The following is a 25,245-nucleotide window of genomic DNA, read 5'->3' as shown; positions in this document are numbered from 1 at the left end:
TCCTCCGCTCAGGATACGGCAACTCGGGCCAGTAGCTGGTCGATGATATGGTCGGTGGTGACGCCCTCGGCCTCGGCTTCATAGCTGGGGATGATCCGGTGGCGCAGCACATCATGGGCGATGGCCTGCACATTGTCCGGACTGACGAAATCCCTGCCATTCAGCCACGCATGGGCACGGGCACAGCGGTCTAAGGCAATGGTGCCACGGGGTGAGGCACCGTAGTCGAGCCAGCTGCCCAGCTCTTCCTGGTAGGCGCCGGGGCGCCGGGTGGCATCAATGAGCTGGACGATGTAGTCCTCAACCGCCGGATCCATATGCAGTTCAAGCACCGCCCGGCGAGCCGCAAAAATGGTTTCCTGGGCGATATGGGCGGGAGGCTGGATATCCTGGTGCAGGGCTTCGCCACGGGCCAGCTGCAGAATGAGTTTTTCTGACGCCATGTCTGGATAGCTGATCCGCACATGCATCAGGAACCGGTCGAGCTGGGCTTCCGGCAGTGGGTAGGTGCCTTCCTGCTCAATCGGGTTTTGGGTGGCCATGACCATGAACAGGTCTGGCAGCTTGTGCGTCGTACCGCCGACACTGACCTGCTGCTCCGCCATGGCTTCCAGCAGGGCGGACTGCACCTTGGCGGGCGCCCGGTTGATCTCATCCGCCAGAACCAGGTTGTTGAAGACCGGCCCCTGCTGGAACCGGAAACTGCCGTCTTCCGGGCGGTAGATCTCTGTGCCGGTGATGTCAGCGGGTAGCAGGTCTGGCGTGAACTGGATGCGCTGGAATTCAGCTTCAAGCCCGCGGGCCAGATCTTTGATCGCCTTGGTCTTGGCAAGGCCTGGCGCGCCTTCGACCAGCAGGTGGCCATCGGCGAGCAAGGCGATGAGCAGGCGTTCCAGCAGATGCTCCTGGCCGATAATGACCTTGCTGAGGTAGTCGTGAAGTTGGTTCAGGGCTGTGAAGGGCGACATCGACATGGGTTTTCCTGTAAATGGTGCCTGTAGATGGTTGAAGCACGGAATACCTTTTTAATGTGTTCCGCGGACATGATTTTCAAGTCTTAGCCAATTCTGACAACAGAATGACGGAAAAGTTCCATTTAGTGTACATAAGTCCCGCAAAAACCGCTGGCCATTGTTGCAGGCTATATAATTTTCTGTAGCGTGCCACTGATCAGGGATTGAGTTGTATGAGCCATCTGTACGCCGATAATAAACAGGAGTTTGTTGCTGCACTGGGCAAGGAGTTGTCCAGCACTGTTGCCAGTGAGCATTCTTCAAGTTTTACGGCCTTTCTGGACATTTTCTTTAATATCACGTCAATGGATGACCTGAAGTCATACCGTCAACGGGATCTTTCCGGCTGTACGCTGGCTTTCTGGCGTTTTCTCCAGTCGCATGATTTCAAGGCACCGCGGGTGGATGTCTTCAATCCGGATCATGAGCACCATGGCTGGCATTCAACACATACCATTGTTCAGCTGGTGCATCCGGATATGCCCTTCATTGTGGATTCTCTGCGCATGCGCCTGAATGAGCGGGGCTCAACGATTCATCATATTCGTAATGGCGTGGCTCTGATCACCCGCGACGAGCAGCACGAGCTGGTGCACCTGGAGCCAACCAGCACCATCAATCACGATAATGGCGCGGCACGGCGTGAGGCGTTTGTCTATATCGAGGTTGATCGCCTGGAAAGCGCTGAAGAGCTGGATGCGCTCAGGGTGGATATGGAAGCCGTGTTAACGGATGTGAAACTGGCGGTCAGCGGTTACCGGCCCATCTGTGCCAAGGTCAAGACGCTGGTGGACGAGTTGTCAGCGATGCCGCAAAACGAAGAAATCAGTGAAACTGTCGCCTATCTGACCTGGTTGCTGGATAACAAGTTTACCTTCCTGGCTTATGAGGAAGTGGAAGTTCGCAACGAGGATGGTCAGCGCCGGATCCGTAAGCCTATGGAATCACGTATTGGTTTGCTGCGCCCGCGTCGTACGGATGAGAACACCAGCGATACTGCTGAACCGTATATCGACAGGGATTTCTTCACGGATAAGACCGTGCTTTCCTTTGGCAAGGCGGCTTTTCGTTCCAGTGTGCATCGACCCGCTTACCCGGATTTTGTCATCATCAAGCGTTTTGATGAGAAGGGGAATGTGACCGGTGAGAGCCGGATCATGGGGCTTTATACATCGCCGGTTTACAAGGAAAGTCCATGGCGTATTCCTGTGCTGCGCCGGAAAATGGCGGCTATCACGGCGCGTTCAGGGCTGGATCCCAGCACGCACCATGGTAAGGAACTGGCTCAGATCCTTGAGGTGTTGCCCCGCGAAGAACTGTTCCAGATGCCGTTGAAGCAGCTGTTTCATACCGCGATCGGTATCCTCAAGATTCAGGAACGTAATCGGATTCGGGTGTTTATCCGCAAGGATCGCAACGGGTTATTCTGCTCAGTGCTGGTGTTTGTGCCAAGGGAAGTCTATAGCACGGCACTCCGGCATCGCATGGAAGAGATCCTCTGTCGGCGACTCAATGCTATGGACAGCGAATTCACGACCTATTTCTCTGAATCTACGCTGGCGCGGGTGCATTTTGTCTTACGTCTGGCACCCGCCGGTGAAGCCCAGATTAACCAGCAGGTGATCACGGACGAAATCATTCGTGCAGCCAGTACCTGGGAAGATGAGTTTAAGGAAGCGGTGCTGGAAGCCCGAGGTGAAGTACTGGGAAATCGACTGGTCAATGATTTTGCCAAGGGGTTTTCTGCAGGCTACAAGGAAGTCTTCAGTCCTCTGCTGGCGGTTGCTGATGTTGAGCATATACGTAAATTAAATGCTGATAACCCGCTGGCGATGAGTTTTCACCGGCCAATGGATCAGGATCATCGCCTGCACTTCAAGGTGTTCCATTTTGGGGAAGCCTTACCGTTGGCTGACCAGATTCCCATACTGGAAAATCTGGGGCTTAAGGTGGTGGGGGAATACCCTTATACCATCCGCAAGTCGACGGGCGATTCGATATGGCTGCATGACTTTTCCCTGGATTTATCTCAGGGATCTGAGGACGTTGATGTTCAGAAAGTAGCCAGTTTGTTTCAGGAAGCCTTCCGTAAACTGTGGTACCGGCAGGCGGAAAATGACCAGTTTAACCGACTGGTTCTGGCAGCCGGCATGGAATGGCGTGAAGTGATGATGTTCCGTGCCTATGCCCGTTATCTGAAACAGATTCGGTTCGGTTTCAGTCAGCATTACATCGCCGAAACGCTTTACAGCAATATTGCGATAACCCGCCAGCTGCTCGATTTGTTTAAAGCACGCTTTGATCCTGATCTTGAACTGGATCAGTCTGAGCGAGATGCGCGCGAAGAATCGATTCGTCAGTCAATCTTTGAGGCACTGGAGCATGTCAGCGTCCTGAGTCAGGATCGCATATTAAGGCGGTTTTTGGATGTCATCTGTGCCACGTTGCGCACCAGCTTTTATTGCCTGGATGCTCAGGGTGAACCGCTGGACTATATGGCGCTTAAGTTCTCGCCTCAGGCCATTCCGGATATTCCCAAACCCGCACCGATGTTTGAGATTTTTGTGTATTCTCCGCGGGTTGAAGGTGTCCACCTGAGAGGCGGAAAGGTTGCGCGGGGCGGACTGCGCTGGTCAGACCGGGTGGAAGATTTCCGGACGGAAGTGTTGGGTCTGGTCAAGGCGCAGCAAGTGAAGAACTCGGTCATTGTGCCCGTCGGCGCCAAAGGCGGTTTTGTACCCAAGCATCTGCCTTCCGGTGACCGTGACGCCATCATGGCGGAGGGGATTGCCTGCTACAAGATTTTCATCCAGGCCTTGCTGGATGTCACGGATAACCTGGTGGATGGGAATGTGGTTTATCCCAATCGGGTCGTCCGCCATGATGAGGATGATTACTATCTGGTCGTTGCCGCAGACAAGGGAACTGCGACATTCTCCGATATCGCCAACGGTATTGCGGAAGGTTATGGTTTCTGGCTCGGCGATGCCTTCGCGTCCGGCGGCAGTGCTGGCTATGACCATAAGAAAATGGGGATAACGGCCAAGGGCGCCTGGGTCTCAGTGCAGCGGCATTTCCGGGAGCAGGGCATCAACGTCCAGCAAGACCGGGTCAGTGTCGTGGCTATTGGTGATATGAGCGGGGATGTTTTCGGGAACGGTATGCTGCTCTCCCAGTCACTGGCATTGGTGGCGGCATTCAACCATCTGCACATTTTTGTGGATCCGAATCCTGATGCGGCGGCCTCCTGGCAGGAGCGTAAACGACTTTTTGATCTGCCCCGTTCCAGCTGGGAAGATTACGACAAGTCGCTGATATCAGCAGGTGGTGGCGTCTTTTCACGCAGCGCCAAGAGCATCGAACTAACACCGCAGATGCAGACCTGCTTTGGCATCAGTGCAAAGCGCCTGACACCGACGGAATTGATCAGTGACATCCTGCGCGCTCCCATTGACCTTGTCTGGAATGGTGGCATTGGCACTTATGTTAAAGCCAGTGTTGAATCCCATGCGGATGCGGGTGACCGTGCCAATGACACCTTGCGTATCAACGGTGATGAGCTGAATTGCCGGGTCGTCGGTGAAGGGGGTAACCTCGGACTGACGCAGCTGGGCCGGGTCGATTTCGCCCTCAAGGGCGGAAAAATGAATACGGACTTCATTGATAATGCTGGAGGGGTCGACTGTTCGGATCATGAGGTCAATATCAAGATACTGCTGAATGAAGTGGTGGCTCGTGGTGACATGACCCGCAAACAAAGGGATGTGCTGCTGGAATCCATGACCGAAGAGGTATCGGAGCTGGTGCTGGATAATAACTACCGTCAGGCGCAGGCTATTTCCCTGGCTGATCTTGAAGCCCGGGAAAAGATGGAAGAGTACAAACGTTTTATTCATTACCTGGAATCCCAGGGTAAGCTGGATCGTGCCATCGAATTCCTCCCTGATGACGAAGGGCTGAATGAACGGATGGCAGCCAATGCGGGTTTGACCCGCCCGGAACTGTCCGTGTTGATTTCCTACAGCAAGGCTGACCTGAAAGAACAGCTGGTGGACTCCCGTGTGCCGGATGATGATTATCTGGCACAGGCAGTGACAACGGCGTTCCCCGCCACGCTGGTGGAACAGTTTGGCGATGCCATCCAGAATCATCGCCTGCGGCGTGAAATTGTGGCGACTCAAGTCGCCAACAGCATCATCAATACCATGGGTATCACGTTCATCAGTCGCATGCAGCAGTCGACGGGATCGGATGCGGCCGCCATTGCCAGGGCCTTTGTCATTGCCCGGGATATCTTTGGCATGGAAAACTACTGGCAGCAGATTGAACAACTGGATTATCAGCTGGATGCTTCTTTACAGCAGCGCATGATGATGGAATTCCTGCGTTTGCTCCGTCGCGCGACTCGCTGGTTACTGCGTGTTGAAGTGCATGAGCGTCCGGCTCGTGAGGCTGTGGACTATTACGGTTCCCGCATCCAGACCTTGATGAAAGTGCACGATACGCTATTGAGTGGCGCCATGCGCAAGCGTTGGAAAGAAGGTGTCCTGGAATATACTCAGCAGGGCGTTCCTGAATCGCTGGCACGGGTGATTGCAGGCCTCCGTCACATGTTCAGTTTCCTGTCGATTATCCAGGCTGCCGAACAGACAGGACAGCCATTGGAACGCGTCGCCGCCATGTTCTTTGCGGTGGGAGACCGGTTGGAGCTGAACTGGTTCTATCAGGAGCTGAATCGGCTGGATGTGGGCAACCACTGGCAGTCCCTGGCCCGTGAAAGTGTGCGGGACGAGCTGTCTTTCCAGCAGCGCTCCTTGACCGTTGCGCTTCTGAAGATGCAGCAGGCATCCGGTGACCTGCCGGCCCGTCTGGATAACTGGATCGGTGAGAATCAACCGCTGGTGGATCGCTGGATGGGGATTCTGGGTGAGCTACAGGCCGGTAGCAACAACGATGAGCTAGCCATGTACATGGTGGCTGCCCAGGAATTAGCGGTTTTATCCCAGAGTTGTGGTCAATAAAGTCTTTTGATTAAACATGATAAGCGGGAGTCAGTATGCACTGTCTCCCGCTTTGTTTTATTCATAGATTACTGCTGTTCCGCCAATGGGCGGGTCACTTGCGTCAGCCATTCCATTTCTGCTGCATCAAGGTGAGGGCCAATGAGATCCCGTACCTGAGTGTGGTAATTATCCAGCCACTGGATTTCATTCGCGCTTAACAGCTCCAATTTTATTAAGCGGCAGTCAATCGGGGCGAAAGTGAGTGACTCCATTTCAAGCATGGGCACATCACCCGCTTGTACGGATGCCTTAACCACATACAGGTTTTCAACCCGCAGGCCATAGGCATCTTCTTTGTAGTAGCCGGGTTCGATGGTAATCATCATGCCAGCTTCAAGGCGGGATTCTGCCTCCTGGGGGGACATGCGCAGCGGTGCTTCATGCACGCCAAGGAAGTGGCCCACGCCATGGCCGGTGCCGTGGTCATAGTCACAACCCGCCTCCCACAGTGGCTGACGGGCAATCGTATCGAGCTGTATGCCCCGGGTACCTTTCGGGAACCGCGTCGCAGCCAGCCGGATGTGTCCTTGCAGCACCTGGGTGTAACGGGTGCGCATTTCGTCAGTGACGTTGCCGACCTTGATGGTGCGCGTCATGTCAGTGGTGCCTTCTGGGAACTGGCCGCCACTGTCAATCAGGTACAGGCCGTCCTTGCCCAGCTTGCGCGGTGTAGTCAGGGCGTGATTGTAATGACACATGGCGGCGTTGGGGCCAACGGCGGAGATGGTTTCAAAACTGCACCCATGGTAGCCGGGCTGTTCCCCAAGCAGCGCTTCAATCTTGTCGGCGAGTACGCCTTCATCGAGTGTCTGTGTGTCTGCTGCGACTTCTCGATCCAGCCAGGCCAGGAATTTCGTTGTGGCAATCCCGGCATACCGGTGGGCCTGACGCATGCCTTCAATTTCGATCCGGTTCTTGATGGCCTTCATGGCCATGCAGGGATCATCACCGTGTATGACCTGAGCGCCGAAGTGCAGCAGGGTCAGTGGAATCCAGGCATTGCTGTTTTCATAATCCAGCTGGACATCCGCACCGTCTTCACCAAGTTGTTTCAGCGAATGTTCGATGGTGATGATGTCCATCAGCCGGACATCGTCACCGGCATGTGGGTAAAAGCAGTCATCGAGCTTGCCGGTGGGGGCAAACAGGTCAGCGCTGCCATCCTGGTAAACAATGGCGTAGCTGAGGACGACAGGCAGGCAGGGAACGTCGCCACCACGGATATTGAACAGCCAGTTGACGGCGTCGGGCTGGGTGATGACGAGTGCATCCAATCCTTTTTGTTGCAGCATTTCAGACAGTACCCGGCGTTTATCCGCACTGCTGCGGCCGGTATAGGCTTCGTCCAACAGTATGCCGGGCGCATCACTGGCTGCGGGTCTGTCATGCCACAATCTGTCGATCGGGTTCTCTGTTAATTCGACCAGCTGAATTTCCTTGTCCCTGAAGGTGGTAACGGCCTCCTGATACCAGTTATGGGTATGCAGTGTGGCGTCAAACCCCATCCGGTCGCCAGGCTGCAGCGTATTGTTCAGCCAGGTGAGATGAGGTTCTTCAATCAGATGGTGGTATTCAAACAGTGACGATGGTACTTGCTGTCGGACCTGAACGGTGAAACGGCCATCGACGAAAATGGCAGCCCGTTCCGGCAAGACGATGGCGATGGCCGCTTCGCCGGTAAAACCGGTCAGCCAGCGTAGACGCTGGACATCTGGTCCCAGGTACTCACCAAGAAACTGATCGGTACAAGGAATGATAAACGCATCAAGACTTTCGTGTGCCATGAACTGGCGGATGTCTGTAAGGCGCTGCGCCAGGTTGGCAGTAGCGGTATCGATACTTTTAATGGACGGCAAACTCATACAGTATCTCCTCATTTCATGACTGCTCACACGGATGCGGTGGCAAAGATTGTTGTGGTTATAGCGACAGTTGTCTTGTAAAAGCTGGTGTTGTCGGGAGCCAATAGGCGGCATAGTGTTAATCTGTGCCGCCTGCTGCTATTAATCGGTCGTTGCGGAGGATACCGCAGATTCCGTAGTGATTGTTTCAACATCCTGATTAACCGGTTTTTGTTTTTGCTGAATCACAACCGCTGAAACAATAATAATCAAACCGGCGAATGTGGCCGGTTGAATCGGTTCTCCCAGAATAAATGCGATAAATACCAGCGATAAAAACGGTGAAATAAAAATCAGGTTGCTGACCCGGGCGATATGGGTGGCTTTTTTCAGCGCTGTCAGCCACAGCACAAAGGTGATACCCATTTCGAAAAGACCCACATAGATCGCGCCGGCAATTCCTTTCCAGTGCCAGTTCAGGTCACCCATAAGTACATTCGCTGCAAGGATAAAGGGGAGGCCACACAGGAAGCAGAGGAGCAGGGCGATGACCGGATTGTCAGTGTTGCGAGTATTGTAGATCCAGTACAGCGCCCAGAGCAGGGTACTCAGTAGTGCCAATACGACACCCGTTGGGCTGTCAAATGACAGGCTCAGAAGGTCCCCGCCGGTGGCGATGATCAGTGCGCCGATATACCCCATGCAGCAGGCGAGAATATCAATGCGTGTCAGCCGCTGGCCCAGCATCACGACAGAGAGGATGGTCAGCGTCAGCGCCCAGGTGTAATTCAGGGGTTGTGCCTGCTGTGCTGGCAGCAGGTCGTAGGCTTTGAATAGCACCACATAATAAAGGAAGGGGTTCAGCAGCCCCATCAGCAGGTAATAGACTGGCCGACGTTTGAAGGTTTGAAACAGCATCTTCCCCTGATCTTTGGCTATCACCCAGCCGCCCAAGGCAACGATGGAGGTCAGGCTGGCAAACAGTACCAGTTGGATCGGTGTCAGGTATTCCAGACTGAGCTTGAACGCCGTGGCAACGGTCGACCAGAGTAAGACGGCGCTGAGGCCGAAAAGCATGGCCTGTCGCTGGGATTGTTGTTCCATCGAATATACTGTCCCGATGATTGGGCGGTTTGTTTATGGGTTGATCAGGGTTGTACCGGTCAGTGAGACTAAGGTGCTGGCCGTTGAGTTACATTGATCATGATCAGTGTTGCAGAGATGAGTTTCAATGATTTCTGTTTCGAAATGTTGCGTTTCTGGAAGAGGGTGTCAGTGGCCTTATGGCGCAAGGGGCCGCGGAGAGGGTTTGTTACAGTTTGAGGGCGTTTTAGCGTCTTTTCTGTACTGGTTTTTGATGGTAGTCCCGTTATAATCCGCCCGGATTTCACCGCCCCGGTATCAAGGAGTTTCGATGTATCAGCTGGCCCGCAAAATTCTGTTCCAACTCTCCCCGGAAACAGCCCATGACCTGACCATGGACATGCTGTCTGCGTCCCAGCGTCTCGGACTGCTCAAGTGCCTGTTCAAACCGGTACCATCTGTTCCCACGGAGGTGATGGGGCTGATCTTTGATAACCCGGTCGGGCTGGCGGCAGGGCTGGATAAGGATGGTGAATGCATTGATGCTTTTGGCTCACTGGGGTTTGGGTTTGTGGAGGTCGGTACGGTGACCCCGCGGCCTCAGCCGGGTAACCCGAAGCCTCGCCTGTTCCGGATTGTCGAACGGGAAGCGATCATCAACCGGATGGGTTTTAACAACAAAGGCGTCGATCATCTGGTAGAAAACCTGAAGAAGACCCGTTACCAGGGCGTGATCGGGGTGAATATCGGTAAAAACAAGGTCACGCCTGTTGAAGAAGCGGAAAGCGATTACCTGACCTGTCTGCGGAAGGTTTATGCCTATTCCGGTTATGTGGCCGTCAACCTGTCTTCGCCTAATACACCCGGGCTGCGTCAGCTGCAATTCGGCGATACGCTGAAGTCGCTTTTGGGCGCTCTGAAAGAAGAGCAGGGTAAACTGGCCAAGGAGCACGGTAAGTACGTGCCTCTGGCGATCAAACTGGCGCCCGATATGACGGATGAAGAAATCCGCGATATCGCTACCCAGCTGGTTGCTTATGAAATCGATGGTGTTATTTCGACGAATACTACCCTGGAGCGTGAAGCGGTTCAGGGTTGCAAGAATGCCAGTGAAGATGGTGGTCTCAGTGGTGCGCCGTTGACCGATCTTTCCACACAGAAAATCCGTGTACTGGCAGAAGCACTGGATAACAAACTGCCCATTATAGGTGTGGGTGGGGTGATGGATGCACAATCGGCTGCGGATAAGATCAAGGCGGGTGCCAGTCTGGTGCAGATTTACAGCGGCTTTATTTATCGCGGTCCTGACCTGATCAGGGAAGCCTCGGAAGCTGTAGCAGCCTGTCGCTGAAAATCCAGTCACCCGATACAGCAAGGGCCCTTAACAGGGCCCTGATTTCACTTTACTTCGTATACTGAGCGATCAACGCCGACTCAGAGGTAATGTTGATTGCTCGTTTGTATACCGGAAACGCCGATATAACCGTCTACATGGTCGGACCAGCCCTCTCGCCAGCCGGAGAGCCACGCCTGTCTCTGGTTCAGCTCGTCATGTGGACAAATTTCTTTTGACCGTCCCGATAGCCCGTTTTGATAACCTTTCGTGTAGGCTCTTTCGGTCTTGTCCCTCTTTTGTGTTTTCATGGTCGGTCTTGCCTCCCGTTTCGGTGACTACATCCCGGGCCATCCTGACCGCGAGATCGGTGGGAAAGAGTCGGTCTTGCCGCTGAAGCTCCTTTTTCTGCGTACTGCTTCAGTGAAAAATCAGGGCATAAACGGAAGCTCTTCCGTCATACAGAAACCCTACAAGGTTATTTCTATAGGAAGTGGGCCTGACTGTCGAGGAATCTTTGTGAATAGCGTCAATGTTTTGATAGTGTGAGTACTTATATAGACATGCTGGATGGTTATATAAGTCGTTGATATTGTGTGGAAAGTACAGGCGGTAAGACCTGGGCACAAGAAGATCCTCCCGGGAAAAACAGAATAAATGTCAAAATTCCGCATATTTTTTAGGGGGGATCATGGCTAGAATGCCGCCATTACTTCATTTTCACTAATCCTCCCCTTATATAGCCTGTCTCTTGCAGATGCCGGGAGGATGGATTTCCACCGAATCAATTAAATGGGTGCTGCAGGTACTGATGAGTACTTCCCCGGAATTTTTTGCCTCTTGCCCCAAGGGCATAGAATCACTGCTGGCTGAGGAGCTGGCGGGTTTTGGTGCTGACAGCGTCAGGGAGACGGTTGCTGGCTGTTATTTCAGTAGTTCTCTGGCCGTTGCCTACCAGGCGTGTCTCTGGTCGCGGTTGGCCAACCGCATCCTGTTGATGGTTGCCCATTTTTCGGCCGGTGATCGCGATGTCATTTATGCCGGTATTCAGACCGTTGACTGGGATGACCATATTGATCCTGGCAAAACCCTTGCCGTGACCTTTACCGGTAGCAGTCCGGAAATTCGTAACACCCATTTTGGTGCATTGCTGGTTAAGGACGCCGTGGTGGATCAGCTGATGGCGCGTACGGGCAAGCGTCCGTCGATTGCCACGAAGTCCCCGGATCTGCGCATTCATGTCCGCCTGCATAAAGGAAAGGTGCAGGTGGGCGTGGACTTGTCCGGCGACAGTCTTCATATGCGGGGCTACCGGCAGGATGTCGGCAAGGCGCCTTTGAAGGAGAATCTGGCATCCGCAATTCTTTACCGTGCCGGCTGGCGGGAACTGGCCAGGGACGGGGCCTCTTTGGTCGATCCGATGTGCGGTTCCGGCACCTTCCTGCTGGAAGGGGCGATGATTGCTGCTGATATTGCGCCAGGCCTGTTGCGCACCCGTTTTGGTTTTGATCGCTGGCCCGGTCACATTCCCAGTATCTGGCGGGATGCGATGGGTGATGCCCGTGAACGCCGTCAGGCTGGCCTTGATAGCATGAAGAATACCTTGCTGGGCTATGAGGCTGACCAGTGGATAGTCCGGCAGGGATTGGCGAACGCGCAACGTGCTGGTTTGGCAAAACGTGTTTGTCTGGAGCAGGCTGAGCTGGCTAACCTGCATCACATGGATTGTCCGGAAGGACTGGTTGTGGTCAACCCGCCATATGGTGAGCGTCTGGGTGATGAAGCAAGCCTTGTTTATCTTTATCAAAATCTGGGTGAAAAGTTCAGAACCACCTTTAAAGACTGGCAGGGCGCTGTCTTTACCGGGAATCCGGGACTGGGGCGTCGCATGGGCATTCGCAGTCGCAAGCAGTACACGCTCTATAACGGTGCGTTGGAATGTAAGCTACTGATGTTTGCTAATGAGGAACAGTGGTTTGCCGGCTATGATGCCAGGGATAAAACGACTGCGGATACGGCATCGGTCCAGTCTGCGCCTCTCACCGCTGGAGCCTCGATGTTTGCGAACCGCCTGCGTAAAAATCTCAAGCAGATGAGCAAGTGGGCCAAGCGCCAGGATATCCAGTGTTATCGGCTCTATGATGCGGATATGCCGGAGTATGCCGTTGCTATCGATCTGTACGGTGACAAGGTGCATGTTCAGGAATACAAGGCGCCGGCAACGATTGATGACGCCAAGGCGACAGAGCGGTTGCAGGATGTTATGTCTGCGCTGCCTGAAGTCTTGTCAGTGCCACCGAAAGCGATATCACTCAAGAGTCGTGCAAAGCAGGCCGGTAAGAAACAATATGAACGTCAGGCCGACAAGAATGAATTCTTTGAAGTAAAAGAAGGCAATGGTCGTTTCCTGGTCAACCTGCACGATTATCTGGATACCGGCCTCTTTTTGGATCATCGTCCGTTACGCCTGCGGATTGCCCGGGAAGCGGCTGACAAACGTTTTCTGAATCTATTCTGTTACACCGGTGCAACCACCGTCCATGCAGCGTTGGGTGGCGCACGTTCAACTACCAGTGTCGACCTTTCCAAAACATATCTTGATTGGGCACGTAAAAATCTGTCGCTGAATGGGTTTAGTGATCGTCATCAACTGGAACAGGCGGACTGCATGCGTTGGCTGGCGGATGCGAAAGGGCAGTATGATCTGATGTATATCGATCCGCCGACATTCTCCAATTCCAAGCGCATGACGGATGTGTTTGATGTGCAGCGTGACCATGTTGATTTATTGCGTCTGGCAATGAAGCGACTTGCGCATGGTGGGACGCTCTATTTCTCCAATAATTACCGGCGCTTCAAACTGGACTCATGCCTGACGGATGAGTTTGAAGTGAAGGATATTACGGGTGAAACACTCGATAAGGACTTTGAGCGTAATCGCCGTATACATCAGTGCTGGATGATTCGGCACCGATTGTAAAGCTATTCCCTGGGCAATGCGGTGTACTTGGCTTTAGGGGCACCGCAGGCTATGGGTTATCTGATTGCCGCTCCGTCATGCAGTCCTGCATGAAGTCGCTCCCGGTACGTCCCTGTACCTTGCAATCAGATAACCCATAGTCCGCTTACAGACCACTGAGTCGATTACGGGCTTGTGATTGTTTATTTTTTATCCTATTGCCTTCGCTTTTAGTGCTTCCTGCCTATTAAGAATCGTTTATTTCTGTGCCCTGTTGTGTGGCATTTATATTGCATTGAAGCAGTGCGATGTATTGAAAGTCTGCACAGATATGTAGCTTTTTTGGTGGTTGTTTCATGGATGAACGTACGTGGTCTGGCTTTTAGCGGTTTTTGATTCACCTGCTGAGAAGTTGAGGCTGAAAATAATAAATACAAATGATCTTTGCTGGTGCGTTTTTGTTGTCGATGAATCGATATGGTGCACAGTAAGGAGGGGTGACGAGGTGTGTGTTGATGGATAACGTTGGGAGTGCGGTTGAAACGTTAATGCAGGGAACCAATACCCTGTTTATCCTGCTTGGGGCAATCATGGTGCTGGCTATGCATGCCGGGTTCGCGTTTCTGGAAGTGGGAACAGTACGCCAAAAGAACCAGGTCAATGCACTATCCAAGATCATTACAGATCTGGGTGTTTCCACGCTGGCCTATTTTTTCATCGGTTATCAGGTGGCGTATGGCATGGATTTCATGGCCGATGCGGCAACCTTGACGGCCAGCCACGGTTATGAGCTGGTGAAGTTTTTCTTTCTGATGACCTTTGCTGCTGCAATTCCAGCCATCGTTTCCGGTGGTATCGCCGAGCGGGCGCGCTTTTACCCGCAATTGCTGGCAACTTTCCTGATTGTTTCCCTGCTTTATCCCTTGTTTGAAGGGATGATCTGGAATGGTAATTATGGTTTCCAGGCATGGCTGGAAGATTTTGCCGGCGCCCCGTTCCATGATTTTGCCGGTTCTGTGGTGGTGCATGCTGTGGGTGGTTGGATAGCTCTGGCGGCAGTGGTATTGCTCGGACACAGAAAGGGACGTTATCGCAATGGCAAGCTGGTCGCGTTTGCACCTTCGAATATTCCGTTTCTGGCGCTGGGGGCATGGATTCTTGCCGTCGGCTGGTTTGGTTTCAATGTGATGTCAGCCCAAACTGTCGACAGTATCAGTGGGCTGGTGGCCGTAAACTCGCTGATGGCGATGGTCGGCGGCACGCTGGCTGCGATGCTGGCAGGTAAGAACGATCCGGGCTTCATCCATAATGGCCCGTTAGCTGGACTGGTAGCCGTCTGTGCCGGCTCGGACATTATGCATCCGGCAGGTTCTCTGGTGGTCGGCGCGGTAGCGGGTGTGTTGTTTGTCTGGACGTTCACTGCTACTCAGAATCGTTGGAAGATTGATGATGTATTGGGTGTCTGGCCACTGCATGGCTTGTGTGGAGCATGGGGCGGCATTGCTGCAGGGATCTTTGGTTCGACGGCGCTGGGTGGCTTAGGTGGCGTATCACTGACAGCGCAGCTGATTGGTACCCTGGCGGGTATTGGCATTGCGTTTGTGGGTGGCCTGGTGGTTTATGGTGCGATCAAGGCGCTGATAGGGATACGCCTGTCAGAAGAGGAAGAGTACCAGGGCGCGGATCTTTCTATTCACAAGATCCATGCGATATCAGATGAGTAAGTAGAAGGTCCATGAGTCAGGTTATTCCGTAGCTTCCTGTTTCTTCTGGATTTCAGAAAGTGACTGTTCATGGGGCTGAAGTACCAGTACCTCAGCCTCTCGGGCATCCAGGCGTTTATGTTGTTGGAGGGATGAATCAATCGTCCTTTCAGTGCGTTATCTGGCATAATTGATCCCTTTGACGTGGCCATTCATCTACCGGTTCTGTTGTGCCGTTGAATGGTGATCGATCGTCTGGCCCGGCCTGTCGCCGGGCAGGGTTTCAGCTGCAGGAGCGCCTGATGTTCAGACCTTTGCCGGTATTTATCGGTCTTCGTTATACGGGGGCCAAACGGCGCAATCACTTTATTTCCTTTATTTCCGCCATGTCCATGGCCGGCTTGGTGCTGGGAGTCATGGTGTTGATCATCGTGCTGTCGGTCATGAATGGGTTTGACCGCGAATTGCGTCAACGCATTCTTGGCATGGTGCCCCATGCAACCATTACCGCAGCCTATGGCACCATGACCGACTGGCAATCCATCAAGTCCAAAGTGGAAGCGGTGCCAGGTATAGAAGCCGCGGCTCCCTTCATTGATGCTCAGGGCATGCTGACCAATCAGGGGCAGGTCAAGGGAGTTATGTTGTATGGCATTGATCCCGAGTTGGAGCAGCGTGTCTCCATTTTGGATGAGCACATGGAAAGTGGTCAGTTGACCGATCTCAAGCCCGGTGAATTTGGCATTGTGCTGGGTGAGATTCTTGCGCGTCAGCTGGGGGCTGGGATTGGTGACAAGGTCACCGTTGTGCTTCCGGAAGCCTCTATTAATCCAGCCGGCGTATTTCCGCGTCTTAAGCGATTTACGGTTACGGGATTGTTCGCGGTGGGTGCGGATCTGGATGCCAGTCTCGCCTATGTCAATATTGAGGATGCCGCGCGCTTCATGCGCATCAGTGAGGGCGTGCAGGGATTGCGACTGCAGACAACGGATCTGTTTGCTGCGCCGCGCCTGGCCTGGGAGGCCGCCATGACCTTACCGGGGCGTTATTACGTCCGTGACTGGACCCAGACCCATGGTCGTCTGTTCCAGGCGATCCAGATGGAAAAAACCATGATCGGTCTGCTGCTGGTGCTGATTATTGCGGTAGCCGCATTCAACATCGTCGCAACACTGGTAATGGTTGTGACGGACAAGCAGTCTGATATTGCGATCTTGAGAACGTTTGGCGCAACGCCTGGCATGATTATGCGTATTTTCATGGTGCAGGGGTGTGTGATTGGTTTGATAGGAACCGGACTGGGAGTTGTTCTCGGTATTCTGGGTGCGCTCAATGTCGCCAGCATTGTCGGTTGGATTGAATCCTTGCTGGGCATTCATTTCCTGAGCCCTGATGTCTATTTCATCAGCTATCTCCCTTCCGAGCTGCTTTGGCAGGATGTTGTCAGTATTGCGATGTCGAGCCTGCTGCTGAGCTTCCTTGCAACCCTGTATCCTGCGTGGCGTGCATCACGTACCCAACCTGCCGAGGCATTGCGTTATGAGTAAGGATGTTGTTCTGGAATGCCGGGAGCTGAGCAAGGTATACCGTGAAGGGCCGGGCGATGTGGAGGTTATCCGGGATGTCAGCTTTTCGGTTGGTCGCAGTGAACGCATCGCTATCGTGGGGAGCTCTGGCTCCGGGAAGACAACTCTGCTGAATCTGCTGGCGGGGCTGGATATTGCGAGCCGTGGTGAGGTGCGTGTCTGTGGGGTTTCGCTCAATGGGCTCAATGATCGTGAGAAAAGCGCCCTGAGAAACCGCCATCTCGGGTTTGTGTATCAGTTTCATCATTTGCTGCCTGAATTCACCGCCCGGGAGAATGTTGCCATGCCGCTGTTGATGCGACGCGATGTGGCCGTTCCTGTGGCCGAAAAGAAAGCGGAGGAGTTGTTGACGTTGGTGGGGCTGGGTGCGCGTTTAGATCATAAGCCTGGTGAGTTGTCGGGCGGTGAACGCCAGCGGGTGGCGATTGCGCGGGCGCTGGTCACGGAGCCTGATCTGGTTCTGCTCGATGAGCCGACCGGTAACCTGGATCAGCATACCGCTGATGTTGTTCAGGATTTGATCATGGATCTCAGTCAGCGACTGCAGACCAGTTTCATTATCGTCACCCATGATTTGGCGTTAGCGGCCAAAATGGATCGTATCTGGCAACTTCAGGACGGTGGGTTGGTCGAACAGGTAAGCGACTCAGGTCTTTGATACGTTAACGTTGTCGACATCCGGATGGCTGACTGTGATCAGACAGTATCCGGATGTCGACAGGTTATCAGTTTTGTTGCTGCATGAAGGTGGCGGGGTCGATGGCAATGCCGAGTGAGCGCTTGTCGATACGCTTCTCTTTGCCTGCTTCCTGGTAGCGGAAGCAGACCAGATCACCGGGTGTGACCTCCAGTGTGGCTTGCGCCGTCAGGTATTTATAATCTTCACCGTCTACGGTCAGTGTATGGATGTAGTAATCCGGCATGCCCAGCCAGTCACTGTGGGGGCCGTCGGTGGAGATGGTTTCCAGTTTTCCCCGCCCTTGTAGTTTCTGTTTTTTTCGTTGGAATGAACGGTTGTTTCTGTTCATGTTTCAGCCAGACTGTGTCAGTAGTAAATGAGTGAAAGGACGAACGGTGATGGCGGTATCGCCGAAGAGGCGTTACCGCCATCAGTGTCAGTTCAGAAAGAGTGTGCGCTTTTTGCGGCGTTCGCGCCAGCTGCGAATGATATGCCAGCGCCAGAACAGGCGAATGCCGACATAACTGATTGCACCTGCTACCAGTCCGGTAATGACCGAGCCCAGGTAGAGTGGAAGCCAGATTCGTGATAATTCGTTTTTCAGCCACTCCAGTGATGCTTCAAAGCCCAGAGGACTGACAGGGGTCTGCAATATATAGCAACCGACCTTGTAGGTGAAGTAGAAAATCACCGGCATGGTAAACGGGTTGGTAATCCAGACCAGCGCAACCGACAGCGGCAGGTTACACCGCAGCATGAACGCCATCACAGCGGCCAGCAACATCTGGAATGGAATAGGCAGAAAAGCACAAAAAACGCCCACGAAAAAGGCCATGGCTGCGGAACGGCGGTTCAGGTGCCATAGATTGGGATCGAACACATGTTCGCCCAGGAAATTCAATGACCGGCTATCCCGAAGTCGGGAAGGGTCTGGCATAAAGCGTTGAAACAGTTTTTTTGGCATGCAGATATACTTGTGACCCAGGTACCGCGTAATTGCGAGAGTAAGGATATCGTAAAACCGGAAAATTATGCGCTTAATTGACTAAGTACACCAAATGCGGCTTTCACTAATATGCCTCGTCCTGGGTCTTTCCCTGACTCTATTCTTGCCAGAACTCCCTGCCAGGTGGTTGTTATGCCTGACGGTTCTGGTTGCCCTTAGTTTGACCGTAGCAGCTGGCTTCAGGTTCCGTATATTTATTTTTCCGGCCATGGTGCTGTTCGGGTTTGCGTACGGGGGATGGCATGGGTACACCCTGATGGATCGCCTTTTACCCGTCGATCTGGAGGGTATCAATCTCCATTTGAGTGCTGAAATTGATGAATTACCCCTGAGGCGCGAAGGCTATGCCTCCATGCTGATGCGTGATCTTGTGATTGAGGGGCAGCCTTATCAGGGGCGGGTGCGGCTGAGCTGGCATGGGGCGCCTGAGGTAAAGCCTGGACAGCGCTGGCATCTGACGGTCAGGTTGAAGCGGCCGAGTGGTTTTTCCAGCCCCGGTGCGATGGATTACGAAGGATGGCTGCTCCGACAGCAGGTGATCGCCACCGGCTATGTGCGGGATGATAATCCGCAGCTTTTGCGCGATGGCGGATGGATGCGGGTAGATCGGTGGCGGTGGCAGCTGGCGCAGTTCATTGAAAACCATTATGCAGGTGACAGAGCGGCCATCTACAAAGCGCTGTTGTTAGGGGATAAACGCGACATTTCGCCGCGACTGTGGGATAGCTTTAATCAGACAGGAACGACACATCTGCTGGTAATCTCAGGGCTGCATATTGGTCTTATGGCGCTGGTTGGATGGTGGTTTGCTCGAGTACTTGCCCTGTTGGGCGTGATTCCTCTTGAGACCAGGCCGTTACCAAAGGTCGGTGCGTTGATTGGCCTTTCCTTTGCGCTTGTTTATGCATTTATGGCCGGGTTTTCCATCCCCGCGCAGCGGGCCCTGGTGATGTTGGTGGTTGCGCTGGGTGGGATTCTCCTTGATCTCAACATTAAACCCTCTACGTTGCTGCTGGTGGCGTTGACCGTGGTTGTGCTGCTGGATCCATTGGCATTCATAAGTAATGGTTTCTGGTACTCCTTTATTGCCGTTTCGGCATTGTTGTATGTGTTTTCTGGTGCCCAGTCAACGTACCGCATACGTGATCGTTTTGTTCGTCCTCAGGTCACGGTCTTTGTCGCGCTGGCACCGTTGCTGGCATTGAATCTGCAACCGGTCAGTGCGTTCTCACCGTTGGTTAATCTGGTATCCATCCCATTGGTGGGGTTGCTGGTGGTTCCTTTGCTGTTTGCAGGTGTCGTTCTGGCGTTTGTTTTACCTTCGTTGGGGCTGCTGTTGGTGGATGGTGCTGGAGTGATACTGGATGTCTGGATATCGGCACTGAGATGGTCTGAAGGCTTAGCGATTGATTTGCCGCCGCTGAGTGTTCCGAACGGACTGGCTCTGGTCTTGGCGATGGCAGGCGTGTTTTTGTTGTTAACCCATTCAGGGGTGGGGGTTCGTTGGCTGGCGCTGGCTTGTTTTCTGCCATGGCTGGTGCCTGCTAATGATCCCTTATCAGAAGGAATGGCGGAGGTGGCAGTCTTTGATGTAGGGCAGGGGCTGGCAACGTTAGTCTGTACACGCAACCACTGCCTCGTGTATGACACGGGAGATCGATTTAGTGATCGGTTCACCGCGGCGGGAGCGGTTATTATCCCTTACTTGAGACATCATCCTGCTGTCAGTCGTCCGGATGTGATTGTCATTTCCCATAATGACCGGGATCATCGTGGTGGTCTGGATACACTGCTGGACGTTTTTCCTTTTTCACAGGTGTATGTGTCCGAAGCGGATGACTATCCGTTGCCCGTTTCCCTGTGTCATGATCAGGAGGAATGGTTTTGGGATGGCGTCCGGTTTCGCTTTTTGTCGACGGGGGCGAATATGAACAGCCGTAATGATCGCTCCTGTGTGTTGCAGATTCAGGCCGGTAAGCATGCGGTCTTGTTGACAGGTGATATTTCCACGCGGGCCGAGCAGCGGCTGGTCAGCCGATACGGTGACGAGCTGGCCAGTCAGGTGCTGGTGGTGGCTCACCATGGCAGTGCGGGGTCCAGTGGTAATGCCTTTTTGTCGCAGGTAAAACCGACCTATGCCAGCATATCAGCGGGCTATCGAAACCGCTTCGGGCATCCGTCGCCGCGTGTCAGGGAGCGGTTGGGGCTGGTGGAAGCTGAGATTCTGGAAACGCCACTGACGGGAACGCAGGTGTTTCGGTTGGGCGGTGAGTCGTTACCGCCACCCTATTGTCATCGGTTGCAGAAACCGGGATATTGGTCACGAAAACCCCTGTCGTAGAGCCGCTGTACCGGTGTGCCTGATCCGCCGGTTATGATAGAGTTTTCTCATTTGGTAAAGGGAATAATAAACGTGTTTGAACTGCTGAAAGCGGGCGGATGGTTGATGCTTCCCATCATCCTGTGCTCCATCATTGCAACCGCGATCGTGATTGAGCGTTTCTGGACTCTGCGTGCCGCCAAGGTCGCGCCCGGAAATCTTCTGGCTCAGGTCTGGAAATGGATCAAGGGTAATGAGCTGGATGGTCGACGTCTGGCGCAGTTACGCACGCATTCCCCGCTGGGTGAGATCCTGGCCGCCGGTCTTGGCAGCGCCAAGTACGGGCGTGAAATCATGAAGGAAAGCATTGATGAAGCGGCCGGCAAGGTCATTCACGAGCTGGAAAAGTATTTGAATACCCTGGGCACCATTGCTGCGGTTGCACCGTTGCTGGGGCTGCTAGGCACGGTCATTGGCATGATTGACGTTTTCACCGTGATCATGTTGCAGGGCAGTGGTAATGCGGCTGTGCTGGCCGGTGGTATTTCGAAAGCCCTGATTACGACAGCAACCGGTTTGACGGTGGCGATTCCTGCGGTCATTTTCCACCGTTTCTTTACCCGTCGTGTTGATGAGCTGGTTGTGGTCATGGAGCAGGAAGCGACCCGTCTGGTAGAAGTGGTTCAGGGCGAACGGAAAGTGGATTACACCGAAGGTGCCCGGTCATGAAGTTTCGCCGCCAGCGAAATGAGGAGGTTTCAGTCAACCTGACGCCTTTGATTGATGTTGTGTTCCTGCTGCTGATCTTTTTCATGGTGTCGACCACGTTTACCCGGGAAACTCAGTTAACCATTGATTTACCGGAAGCGACCGGGGAAGAAGTCAGGAAGCCCCCCCGGCAGATTGAGATCGGCATCGACAAAAACGGTCATATTGCGGTTAACGGTGAGAAGCTAGCCAGTGATGGACTGGAAAACCTCAAGCAGGCGCTTATTCAGGCGTCACAGGGTAACAGCAAATTGCCGCTTGTGATTACGGCTGACGCCATGACGCCTCATCAGGCGGTGGTAACGGCCATGGAGGCCGCCGGTGATCTTGGCTTTTCCCATCTCAGTATTACGGCCCAGGAGCCGCCCAGTCAGTGAGCAGTTTTTCCGACAGGCTGGTATCTGCGTGGTACCAGCCTGATTTCAATCCGCTGTTAACGCCATTATTGCCATTATCGAAACTGGTGGAATGGCAGGTCAGGCGTCGACAGCACCAATACCACTTAAATCAAAAGAGCCTCTGGCAACCGCCTGTTCCGGTTATCGTTGTGGGTAATATCACTGTAGGTGGTACGGGGAAGACGCCACTGGTTGCCGCCCTTGTGTCAGCGTTGCAGCGGCGAGGGTATCGTCCCGGTATCATTAGCCGAGGATATGGGGCCAAGGTTGATACCTTCCCTGCCGTGGTCTTGCCCGATAGTGATCCTGCCAGGCTGGGGGATGAGCCGGTGATGCTGGCGGAAATGACAGGCGTACCGGTGGTCATCGATCCGGATCGCCCATCCGCAGCCCGTTATTTGCTCTCCCATCATGAGTGCGATGTGATCATCAGTGATGATGGCCTTCAGCACTATGCTCTTGTTCGTCATATCGAGATGGTCGTTCTGGATGGGGCTCGATGGCTGGGTAATGGTCGCTGCTTGCCTGCCGGCCCCTTGCGTGAACCGGCTGATCGCCTTGCAGCCGTGGATTTCATCATTGCGAACGGGAAGCCTGTTGCTGAGGTGGATGAAGTAACCTGTAATATCATGACGCTCGTACCTACCCGTCTGGTAAACCTGAAGTCAGGTAAGCCCATGCCAGTATCAGACTGGGGTGAACTCGATGAACCCGTCCATGCCGTGGCTGGTATAGGTAATCCTGGCCGCTTTTTTGAATCTCTCAAATCGCTGGGGTTTACGGTTAAGGAGCAAGCATTTCCCGATCACCATGCCTATGGTTCGGAGGATTTTGCCTTTGCTGGCGGGCAACCCGTTATAATGACCGCCAAAGATGCCATCAAGTGCCGCCGTTTTGCCCATGATAACTGGTGGTACCTGGCCGTTGACGCTAAATTGCCAGACAGCTTCTGGGAGCAGGTGTCTGCCAAGCTGTCTGACTTTCCATCCTCTTTTCAGTCGGTTTCTGCTAATGGATAAAAAACTGTTCGAAATTCTCGTCTGCCCACTGTGTAAGGGCGATATCAAGGTCGATCAGGACAAGAAGGAGTTGATCTGTCGTCCCTGCGGGCTGGCTTATCCGGTACGGGATGAAATTCCCGTTATGCTGGAGTCAGAGGCTCGCACCCTGACAACGGATGAGAGGCTGTAAGCTGCGATGTCCTATTCAGTGATTATTCCGGCCCGTTATGGTTCAAGTCGCCTGCCGGGCAAGCCGCTGGCGGATATTGCCGGTAAGCCGATGATTCAGCATGTCTATGAACAGGCCTGCAAGAGTCGTGCGGATAACGTCATTATCGCCACGGATGATGAGCGTATCCGTGGTGCCGCCGTCCGTTTTGGTGCGGAAGTGGTCATGACCCGGTCTGATCATCCGACCGGTACCGATCGCTTGCAGGAGGTGGTTGCCCGGCAGGGGTTTGGGCCTGAAGACATCGTGGTGAATGTCCAGGGGGATGAACCTCTGATTCCACCGGCGGTCATTGATCAGGTGGCGGATAATCTCGCCAACAACCCAGAAGCCTCGGTGGCGACGCTGAGCCATCGCATAAACTCGGCGGATGATCTGTTTAATCCAGCCGTCGTGAAAGTGGTGGCTGATACCCGTGGTATGGCGCGTTATTTCAGTCGTGCGGTGATTCCCTGGGATCGTGACCGTTTTGCGGATGGTGTGACGGATGAGATTGCTGACAGTCCCTTGTATCAGCGACATATTGGTATTTATGCCTATCGTGTTGATCTCCTGAATGCGTTTGTGGACTGGGGTGTTTCACCACTGGAAGCCCTTGAAAAGCTCGAGCAGTTGCGGGTGCTTTGGCATGGCCGTGCGATACATGTTGCTGAAGCGGCCGAGTTGCCGCCGGCCGGGATTGACACCAGTGCTGATCTGGAGCGTGTCAGACGATTCATTGTTGAAAGGGATTTGAGCGTTTCTGCATGATGCGGATTTTATTTGTTTGTCTTGGCAATATTTGCCGGTCACCGACGGCGCAGGGTGTCTTTGAGCACTTGGTGGCGCAAGCGGGCTTGAGTGAGCAGATTGATGTGGATTCTGCAGGAACCAGTGCCTGTCATGTGGGTGAGCCACCTGACCGTCGGGCAATTGAGGCGGCATCCCGCCGGGGTTACCGGTTATCTCATATAAGATCTCGACATGTTGAAGCGGCAGACTTTGAGTGTTTTGATCTTATTCTGGCTATGGATAAGGCCAATCTTCAGGCTTTGTTGAGCTGCTGTCCGGTGTCTTTTCAAGATAAGGTGAGACTGTTTCTGGACTATGAGGGAAGTGTGCAGGATGAAGTGCCTGACCCTTATTATGGTGGAAAGGGTGGTTTTGAAGCGGTGCTTGATCTTATAGAGGATGCATCACTGGCCTTGCTTTCTTCATTGAAGCCAACGTTGGAAGGGGCGGCATGAATCTGAAAATTGAGGAGTATGCCAGTCTTAAAACAATGAATACCATGGGGCTCGAATCAGTCGCTCGTTATTTCGGGCGGGTTGAGTCTCTGGCAGCGCTTCAAGAAGCACTGGTATTTGCTAAAGAGCGTCATCTGCCAGTCATTCCACTGGGTGAAGGAAGCAATGTTGTTCTGGGTGAATCTCTTGATGCCTTGGTGTTGTTAATACGTCTGAAAGGACGGGAGATTCAAGAAAGCCATAATGGCTCGGTTCTACTGAAAGTGGGGGCTGGTGAGCACTGGCATTCGCTGGTCTGCTGGAGTCTGGAGCAAAAATTTTATGGTTTGGAAAATCTGGCGCTAATACCCGGTTGTGTCGGTGCTGCACCTGTGCAGAACATCGGGGCTTATGGTGTAGAGATCAAAGATCGCTTTGTCAGTCTTGAAGCGGTTGATCGGCAGACGGGTGAGAGCACGACATTGTCTGCAGAAGAGTGTGCTTTTGGGTACCGGGATTCAGTGTTTAAAAACGGCTTGATGGATCGAGTGATAATAACTTCGGTGACGTTGAGGCTGAGCACAACGTTGATGCCTGAACTGGATTATGGCGCGCTAAAGGAGAAAGCTGAAGGCTTTGCAGGTGAAGGAGAGCGACCTACAGGTATGGATATCTGTCGTGCAGTCTGTGCTATCCGCAGGGAAAAATTACCTGATCCACAGGTCATAGGAAATGCGGGAAGTTTCTTCAAAAATCCAGTGGTCTCAGAGGAGCATAAGGTTGCGCTAAAAGATAAATTTTCTGATATTCCCGCCTATAAGGTGTCAGAAGGTTGGAAGCTTGCGGCGGGTTGGCTGATTGAACACTGTGGCTTTAAGGGATGCTTAAAGAAGGATGGTGCGGGTGTTTATGATAAGCAGGCGCTGGTGCTTGTCAATCACGGTAATGCCTGTGGGAAAGATGTCTTGCTGTTGGCTGAGGAAATTCGGGTAGCAGTTAAAGAGCGATTTTCTGTGACCCTTGAAATAGAGCCAAGGATCTATTGAGTAGGCATTAAT

General features: G+C 53.4%; 20 protein-coding genes. 14 read left to right on the top strand and 6 right to left on the bottom strand.

What is annotated here, in order from left to right:
• Nucleotides 1–8: 8 nt before the first annotated feature.
• Nucleotides 9–968, bottom strand: a complete 960-nt coding sequence (locus tag KHS78_RS19550) for an AAA family ATPase (RefSeq protein WP_343216945.1) — start codon at nucleotides 966–968, stop codon at nucleotides 9–11.
• 218 nt (nucleotides 969–1,186) lie between these two features.
• Here KHS78_RS19550 and KHS78_RS19545 point away from each other — a divergent pair, with 218 nt between their 5' ends.
• A complete protein-coding gene (locus KHS78_RS19545; protein WP_211830491.1) occupies nucleotides 1,187–6,034 on the top strand; it encodes an NAD-glutamate dehydrogenase in 4,848 nt (1,615 codons plus the stop codon).
• A 68-nt stretch (nucleotides 6,035–6,102) separates the two neighbouring features.
• On the opposite strand, the gene KHS78_RS19540 is transcribed toward KHS78_RS19545, so the two are convergent.
• Together KHS78_RS19540 and KHS78_RS19535 are read right to left on the bottom strand one after the other, a co-directional pair.
• Complete coding sequence (locus tag KHS78_RS19540; protein WP_211830489.1) at nucleotides 6,103–7,938, bottom strand: aminopeptidase P family protein; 1,836 nt, start codon at nucleotides 7,936–7,938, stop codon at nucleotides 6,103–6,105.
• A gap of 141 nt (nucleotides 7,939–8,079) precedes the next feature.
• Complete coding sequence (locus KHS78_RS19535; RefSeq protein ID WP_211830486.1) at nucleotides 8,080–9,021, bottom strand: DMT family transporter; 942 nt, start codon at nucleotides 9,019–9,021, stop codon at nucleotides 8,080–8,082.
• A 310-nt stretch (nucleotides 9,022–9,331) separates the two neighbouring features.
• Between KHS78_RS19535 and KHS78_RS19530 the strand changes: the two genes are divergently transcribed.
• On the top strand, nucleotides 9,332–10,351 hold the full coding sequence (locus KHS78_RS19530; protein WP_211830484.1) for a quinone-dependent dihydroorotate dehydrogenase: 1,020 nt from the start codon (nucleotides 9,332–9,334) through the stop codon (nucleotides 10,349–10,351).
• 83 nt (nucleotides 10,352–10,434) lie between these two features.
• On the opposite strand, the gene rmf is transcribed toward KHS78_RS19530, so the two are convergent.
• Entirely contained in the window at nucleotides 10,435–10,644 is a 210-nt protein-coding gene (gene rmf, locus KHS78_RS19525; RefSeq protein WP_211830482.1) for a ribosome modulation factor, read from the bottom strand.
• 500 nt (nucleotides 10,645–11,144) lie between these two features.
• Here rmf and rlmKL point away from each other — a divergent pair, with 500 nt between their 5' ends.
• From rlmKL to KHS78_RS19505, 4 genes are all read left to right on the top strand, one after another.
• Nucleotides 11,145–13,313, top strand: a complete 2,169-nt coding sequence (gene rlmKL / locus KHS78_RS19520) for a bifunctional 23S rRNA (guanine(2069)-N(7))-methyltransferase RlmK/23S rRNA (guanine(2445)-N(2))-methyltransferase RlmL (RefSeq protein ID WP_211830481.1) — start codon at nucleotides 11,145–11,147, stop codon at nucleotides 13,311–13,313.
• Between the two features lie 494 nt (nucleotides 13,314–13,807).
• Nucleotides 13,808–15,016: an ammonium transporter gene (locus tag KHS78_RS19515; RefSeq protein WP_211830480.1), complete on the top strand. Its 1,209-nt coding sequence runs from the start codon at nucleotides 13,808–13,810 to the stop codon at nucleotides 15,014–15,016.
• A 281-nt stretch (nucleotides 15,017–15,297) separates the two neighbouring features.
• Complete coding sequence (locus KHS78_RS19510) at nucleotides 15,298–16,542, top strand: lipoprotein-releasing ABC transporter permease subunit (protein ID WP_211830479.1); 1,245 nt, start codon at nucleotides 15,298–15,300, stop codon at nucleotides 16,540–16,542.
• Nucleotides 16,535–17,239: an ABC transporter ATP-binding protein gene (locus tag KHS78_RS19505; protein ID WP_211830478.1), complete on the top strand. Its 705-nt coding sequence runs from the start codon at nucleotides 16,535–16,537 to the stop codon at nucleotides 17,237–17,239. The genes KHS78_RS19510 and KHS78_RS19505 overlap by 8 nt, the downstream gene beginning before the upstream one ends.
• 67 nt (nucleotides 17,240–17,306) lie before the next feature.
• Here KHS78_RS19505 and KHS78_RS19500 read toward each other — a convergent pair whose 3' ends face one another.
• Entirely contained in the window at nucleotides 17,307–17,609 is a 303-nt protein-coding gene (locus tag KHS78_RS19500) for a hypothetical protein (protein ID WP_211830477.1), read from the bottom strand.
• 87 nt (nucleotides 17,610–17,696) lie between these two features.
• Entirely contained in the window at nucleotides 17,697–18,224 is a 528-nt protein-coding gene (locus KHS78_RS19495) for a DUF2062 domain-containing protein (protein ID WP_211830476.1), read from the bottom strand.
• Nucleotides 18,225–18,318: 94 nt separating this feature from the next.
• Here KHS78_RS19495 and KHS78_RS19490 point away from each other — a divergent pair, with 94 nt between their 5' ends.
• From KHS78_RS19490 to murB, 8 genes are all read left to right on the top strand, one after another.
• Nucleotides 18,319–20,607, top strand: coding sequence for a DNA internalization-related competence protein ComEC/Rec2 (locus KHS78_RS19490; protein ID WP_246506694.1), 2,289 nt, complete (start codon nucleotides 18,319–18,321; stop codon nucleotides 20,605–20,607).
• Nucleotides 20,608–20,679: 72 nt separating this feature from the next.
• Complete coding sequence (locus KHS78_RS19485) at nucleotides 20,680–21,315, top strand: MotA/TolQ/ExbB proton channel family protein (protein WP_211830473.1); 636 nt, start codon at nucleotides 20,680–20,682, stop codon at nucleotides 21,313–21,315.
• The gene (locus KHS78_RS19480; protein ID WP_211830471.1) at nucleotides 21,312–21,731 is read left to right on the top strand and encodes an ExbD/TolR family protein; all 420 of its coding nucleotides are present in this window, start codon (nucleotides 21,312–21,314) and stop codon (nucleotides 21,729–21,731) included. Before KHS78_RS19485 ends, KHS78_RS19480 begins: the two co-directional genes overlap by 4 nt.
• On the top strand, nucleotides 21,728–22,771 hold the full coding sequence (lpxK, locus tag KHS78_RS19475) for a tetraacyldisaccharide 4'-kinase (RefSeq protein ID WP_211830469.1): 1,044 nt from the start codon (nucleotides 21,728–21,730) through the stop codon (nucleotides 22,769–22,771). The genes KHS78_RS19480 and lpxK overlap by 4 nt, the downstream gene beginning before the upstream one ends.
• Complete coding sequence (locus tag KHS78_RS19470) at nucleotides 22,764–22,943, top strand: Trm112 family protein (protein WP_211830467.1); 180 nt, start codon at nucleotides 22,764–22,766, stop codon at nucleotides 22,941–22,943. Before lpxK ends, KHS78_RS19470 begins: the two co-directional genes overlap by 8 nt.
• Before the next feature lie 6 nt (nucleotides 22,944–22,949).
• Entirely contained in the window at nucleotides 22,950–23,732 is a 783-nt protein-coding gene (gene kdsB, locus KHS78_RS19465; RefSeq protein ID WP_211830465.1) for a 3-deoxy-manno-octulosonate cytidylyltransferase, read from the top strand.
• Complete coding sequence (locus KHS78_RS19460; protein ID WP_211830463.1) at nucleotides 23,729–24,208, top strand: low molecular weight protein-tyrosine-phosphatase; 480 nt, start codon at nucleotides 23,729–23,731, stop codon at nucleotides 24,206–24,208. Before kdsB ends, KHS78_RS19460 begins: the two co-directional genes overlap by 4 nt.
• A complete protein-coding gene (murB, locus tag KHS78_RS19455) occupies nucleotides 24,205–25,233 on the top strand; it encodes a UDP-N-acetylmuramate dehydrogenase (protein ID WP_211830461.1) in 1,029 nt (342 codons plus the stop codon). Before KHS78_RS19460 ends, murB begins: the two co-directional genes overlap by 4 nt.
• Nucleotides 25,234–25,245: the final 12 nt, after the last annotated feature.

The sequence above is a fragment of the Kistimonas asteriae genome (genome assembly GCF_018263925.1).
Classification (GTDB): Bacteria; Pseudomonadota; Gammaproteobacteria; order Pseudomonadales; family Endozoicomonadaceae; genus Kistimonas; species Kistimonas asteriae.
Note: the sequence above shows the minus strand (reverse complement) of the source record. Positions and strands in the feature narration are given on the sequence as shown.

What these genes read in the sequence shown, in the direction of transcription:
- KHS78_RS19550 (WP_343216945.1), bottom strand. Translation starts at nt 968, where the DNA reads ATGTCGCCCTTCACAGCCCTGAACCAACTTCACGACTACCTCAGCAAG.
- KHS78_RS19545 (WP_211830491.1), top strand. Translation starts at nt 1,187, where the DNA reads ATGAGCCATCTGTACGCCGATAATAAACAGGAGTTTGTTGCTGCACTG.
- KHS78_RS19540 (WP_211830489.1), bottom strand. Translation starts at nt 7,938, where the DNA reads ATGAGTTTGCCGTCCATTAAAAGTATCGATACCGCTACTGCCAACCTG.
- KHS78_RS19535 (WP_211830486.1), bottom strand. Translation starts at nt 9,021, where the DNA reads ATGGAACAACAATCCCAGCGACAGGCCATGCTTTTCGGCCTCAGCGCC.
- KHS78_RS19530 (WP_211830484.1), top strand. Translation starts at nt 9,332, where the DNA reads ATGTATCAGCTGGCCCGCAAAATTCTGTTCCAACTCTCCCCGGAAACA.
- rmf (WP_211830482.1), bottom strand. Translation starts at nt 10,644, where the DNA reads ATGAAAACACAAAAGAGGGACAAGACCGAAAGAGCCTACACGAAAGGT.
- rlmKL (WP_211830481.1), top strand. Translation starts at nt 11,145, where the DNA reads ATGAGTACTTCCCCGGAATTTTTTGCCTCTTGCCCCAAGGGCATAGAA.
- KHS78_RS19515 (WP_211830480.1), top strand. Translation starts at nt 13,808, where the DNA reads ATGGATAACGTTGGGAGTGCGGTTGAAACGTTAATGCAGGGAACCAAT.
- KHS78_RS19510 (WP_211830479.1), top strand. Translation starts at nt 15,298, where the DNA reads ATGTTCAGACCTTTGCCGGTATTTATCGGTCTTCGTTATACGGGGGCC.
- KHS78_RS19505 (WP_211830478.1), top strand. Translation starts at nt 16,535, where the DNA reads ATGAGTAAGGATGTTGTTCTGGAATGCCGGGAGCTGAGCAAGGTATAC.
- KHS78_RS19500 (WP_211830477.1), bottom strand. Translation starts at nt 17,609, where the DNA reads ATGAACAGAAACAACCGTTCATTCCAACGAAAAAAACAGAAACTACAA.
- KHS78_RS19495 (WP_211830476.1), bottom strand. Translation starts at nt 18,224, where the DNA reads ATGCCAAAAAAACTGTTTCAACGCTTTATGCCAGACCCTTCCCGACTT.
- KHS78_RS19490 (WP_246506694.1), top strand. Translation starts at nt 18,319, where the DNA reads ATGCGGCTTTCACTAATATGCCTCGTCCTGGGTCTTTCCCTGACTCTA.
- KHS78_RS19480 (WP_211830471.1), top strand. Translation starts at nt 21,312, where the DNA reads ATGAAGTTTCGCCGCCAGCGAAATGAGGAGGTTTCAGTCAACCTGACG.
- KHS78_RS19470 (WP_211830467.1), top strand. Translation starts at nt 22,764, where the DNA reads ATGGATAAAAAACTGTTCGAAATTCTCGTCTGCCCACTGTGTAAGGGC.
- kdsB (WP_211830465.1), top strand. Translation starts at nt 22,950, where the DNA reads ATGTCCTATTCAGTGATTATTCCGGCCCGTTATGGTTCAAGTCGCCTG.
- KHS78_RS19460 (WP_211830463.1), top strand. Translation starts at nt 23,729, where the DNA reads ATGATGCGGATTTTATTTGTTTGTCTTGGCAATATTTGCCGGTCACCG.
- murB (WP_211830461.1), top strand. Translation starts at nt 24,205, where the DNA reads ATGAATCTGAAAATTGAGGAGTATGCCAGTCTTAAAACAATGAATACC.